Below are 3,512 nucleotides of genomic sequence, written 5' to 3'. Positions count from 1 at the left end.
CACGGGCAGCGCGCCGTCGACGGGCAGCAGCGGGTCGGTCACGAGGTCGGCGGTGAGGAGCTGCGCCGTGGCCAGCCCGCACGCGTACGGCAGCTCGGGCAGCGCGGCCGCGAGCGCGACGCCGGCCGCGAGCCCCACCGAGGACTCGAGCGCCGACGACACGACGACCGGGAGCCCGATCCGCTCGGCGAGCTCGAGGCACGCGCGCACGCCGCCGAGCGGCTGCACCTTGAGCACGACGACGTCCGCGGCGTGCGCCCGCGCCACCGCGAGCGGGTCGGCCGCGCGGCGGATCGACTCGTCGGCCGCGATCGGCACGTGCGTGCGGCGCCGCAGCGCTGCGAGGTCGTCGACCGTGGGCACGGGCTGCTCGGCGTACTCGAGGCCACCCGCCGCACGGTCCAGCACGACGAGCCGGCGCACCGCCTCGTCGACGTCCCACGCTGCGTTCGCGTCCACCCGGATCGCCCCTCCGGGGCCCAGCGCGTCACGCACGGCCTCGAGGCGCGCGATCTCGTCGGACACGTCCTGCCCGCGCTCGGCGACCTTGACCTTCGCGGTCCGGCAGCCGCCCGACGCCAGCACGATCCGGCGAGCGGTGGGCCCGTCGACGGCGGGGACGGTCACGTTGACGGGCACACGGTCACGGACCGGGACGGGCCAGCCGAGCTCGGCGGCCTCGTGCGCGGCGCGCCACCAGGCTGCGGACTCCTCGTCGTCGTACTCCCAGAACGGCGAGAACTCCGCCCATCCGGCGTCACCGCGGACCAGCACGCCGTCGCGCGAGGTCAGGCCGCGGAACCGGGTGCGCATCGGCACCGACCACACCACGACGTCGGGGGCAAGCATCGGTCCAGGTTACGGGTCGCGCGCGGCTCGTTAGGGTGAGCGACGTGAGCCCCGAGCACCGCGCACCCGTCCCCACCCGCGTCTCCGACACGTTCGACCCCCAGCGCTGGCGCGTGGTCGACGGCTTCGAGGGGCTCACGGACCTCACGTACCACCGCGGCGTGGACCGGTCCGGGCCGACCTCGCGCGACCTGCCCGTCGTGCGCGTCGCGTTCGACCGTCCCGAGGTCCGCAACGCGTTCCGCCCGCACACGGTCGACGAGCTGTACCGCGTGCTCGACCACGCGCGCATGACCTCCGACGTGGGCACCGTCCTGCTCACGGGCAACGGCCCGAGCCCCAAGGACGGCGTGTGGGCGTTCTGCTCGGGCGGGGACCAGCGCATCCGCGGGCGCGACGGCTACCGCTACGCCGAGGGCGAGACCGCCGAGGCGATCGACCCCGCGCGCGCCGGGCGGCTGCACATCCTCGAGGTGCAACGCCTCATGCGGACCATGCCCAAGGTCGTCGTCGCGCTCGTGAACGGCTGGGCCGCGGGCGGCGGGCACTCGCTGCACGTCGTCGCGGACCTGACGATCGCGTCCCGCGAGCACGCGCGGTTCATGCAGACCGACGCGAACGTCGGCTCGTTCGACGGCGGCTACGGCTCGGCGCTGCTCGCGCGCCAGGTGGGGCAGAAGCGCGCGCGGGAGATCTTCTTCCTCGCCCGCGAGTACTCGGCCGACGAGGCGCACGCGTGGGGCGCGGTCAACGACGTCGTCACGCACGACGAGATCGAGGACGCGGGCCTGGAGTACGCCCGGATCATCGCGACCAAGTCGCCGCAGGCCATCCGGATGTTGAAGTTCGCGTTCAACCTGGCCGACGACGGCCTCGCGGGTCAGCAGGTGTTCGCCGGGGAGGCGACGCGCCTGGCCTACATGACGGACGAGGCGGTCGAGGGGCGCGACGCGTTCCTGCAGCGGCGGGACCCCGACTGGTCGGGCTTCCCGTACGCGTACTGAGGTCGCGCGTCGTCGCAGCCGGAGAAACGGCCCGGCTCAGCTGCCGGCCGCGAACCAGGCCATGACGTCGACGACCTGTGCCACGACGAACGCGGCGCCGACGACGAGAGCGAGCAGGACGACCCCCGCCGCGACGACCGCGCCTGCGGAGGCGACGTCGTGCTCGACGAGTTCGTGGGCGGATTCCGTGGTCATGCACCCAGGTTCGCGTCCGGGCACCGGCCGGCGCGTCGGCCGCCGGGACCGTCCTGCCGAGCCGGTGGACCGACCGCGGGCGGGTGCACGAAGGCCGGGCCTCCACCCGAGGGTGGACGGCCCGGCCGACGTGGGGTGGACCTAGCTGATCGTGAGCGACCCGGAGCCCTTCGGCACGAGCTCGACCCACGTGTTGCCGGGGGCGAGCAGCGCCTCGGTGCCGTCCGGCAGGTACAGCCGCATCGGGTCGGCCGGGTCGGCCTTCTTCCAGGTCACCGCGATGGTCTTGCCGCCGGTGGCGAGGGTGCCCTCGCCCTCCGTCTTGAGCTTGTACGTCGGCACCAGGGCACCGCCCTGCGCCTTGAACTTGGTGTCGGGGTGCTCGGCGACGATCGAGACGACGTTGACGGCCGAGAGCCGGTCGCCGCTCGCCGCCATCGCGGGCGTGGAGCCCTCCGACCGCAGCCACGTGCCGCTGCCCGCGTCCCACGACCAGCTCGGGCTCGACGCCGCCGAGAGGCGGAACGCCAGGGTGCCGGCCGCCGTGCCGCTGACGACCGCCGTCGCCTGGTCGGCCGAGCGCGCGAAGCCGAACTGCTCCGCGGGCGAGTTCTGGTGGTTGGCGTCCGCGAGGCTCCACAGCGTCGCCATGTCGCCGTACACGTTGTGCGGTGCGGGGCGCGCGCTCGAGCGCGACATGCCCTTGACGCCCGCGTCGTTGCTCAGGAGCTGCAGCCCGGAGTCCTTGGCCACCTGGACGATGCCGGGCTGACCGCCGGAGAACGCGAGCATCGCGTTGAGCGGGGCCAGGATCGTCGGGTCCATGGGGCGGACCGAGCGGATCGGGCCGACCGACTTCGGGACCTGCGAGTGGTACACCGCGACGAACCGCGACACCTGGAACTCGACGATCGTCTCCCAGACGACGTCGGCCTGCTCCAGGCCGGTCTGCGGGCGCGCGGCCGACGTGTTCTCGACCTTGACGCCGATCGCCGGGCGGTTGACGGGCTCTCCCTCGACGGGCATGCCGGTGAGCGGCCACGTCGGCGCGACGGACGGCGTCGGGACGGGCTGCTTGTCGGCGTCGATCGTCGGCTGCTCGGTCACCGGCGTGGGTGGCTGCTGCGGCTCGGCGGAGCTGCAGGCGGCGGTGAAGGTCAGCGCGAGCGCGCCGATCAGGCCGAGTACGCGCACGCGGTTCGTGCGCGGACGTCGGATGGACGTGGGCGTCATCGGTGTCTCCCCCCGGGGTCAGCGGGACCAAGGGTGCCACGGACGGCCGTGCGCGCGTGCATCCCACCACGTCCGTTCGCGTTCCTCACCCGTGTTCCGCACATCACGTCCGGTCCGTGCCGTTCGGCCGACGAGGGTGCGCGACCTAGGCTGGGCGCGTGACCCGGCCGCTGCATGACGTCGCTGCGCGTGCCGACCTCCTGCTCGACCTGCTGGGAGCCGCGCTCGACG

The 3,512-nt window shown here is 74.0% G+C and carries 4 protein-coding genes; 1 reads left to right on the top strand and 3 read right to left on the bottom strand.

Annotated features, from left to right (window positions below; translation table 11 throughout):
* On the bottom strand, positions 1–849 hold an 849-nt coding region (locus tag CWIS_RS10280; RefSeq protein WP_048343182.1), incomplete at its 3' end, for an o-succinylbenzoate synthase.
* A 44-nt stretch (positions 850–893) separates the two neighbouring features.
* Between CWIS_RS10280 and CWIS_RS10275 the strand changes: the two genes are divergently transcribed.
* Complete coding sequence (locus CWIS_RS10275; protein ID WP_369796550.1) at positions 894–1,853, top strand: 1,4-dihydroxy-2-naphthoyl-CoA synthase; 960 nt, start codon at positions 894–896, stop codon at positions 1,851–1,853.
* Positions 1,854–1,889: 36 nt separating this feature from the next.
* Here CWIS_RS10275 and CWIS_RS18890 read toward each other — a convergent pair whose 3' ends face one another.
* Positions 1,890–2,048: a hypothetical protein gene (locus CWIS_RS18890; RefSeq protein WP_170210946.1), complete on the bottom strand. Its 159-nt coding sequence runs from the start codon at positions 2,046–2,048 to the stop codon at positions 1,890–1,892.
* Positions 2,049–2,189: 141 nt separating this feature from the next.
* Positions 2,190–3,281 (bottom strand): DUF3048 domain-containing protein, encoded by a 1,092-nt coding sequence (locus CWIS_RS10270; protein WP_048343180.1) that lies wholly within the window; start codon positions 3,279–3,281, stop codon positions 2,190–2,192.
* Between the last annotated feature and the right edge of the window lie 231 nt (positions 3,282–3,512).

Origin of the sequence: Cellulomonas sp. A375-1 (assembly GCF_001040865.1) — a bacterium.
Classification (GTDB): domain Bacteria; phylum Actinomycetota; class Actinomycetes; order Actinomycetales; family Cellulomonadaceae; genus Cellulomonas; species Cellulomonas gelida.
The sequence above is the reverse complement of the archived record's forward strand: the minus strand, read 5'-3'. Positions and strand labels throughout refer to the sequence as shown.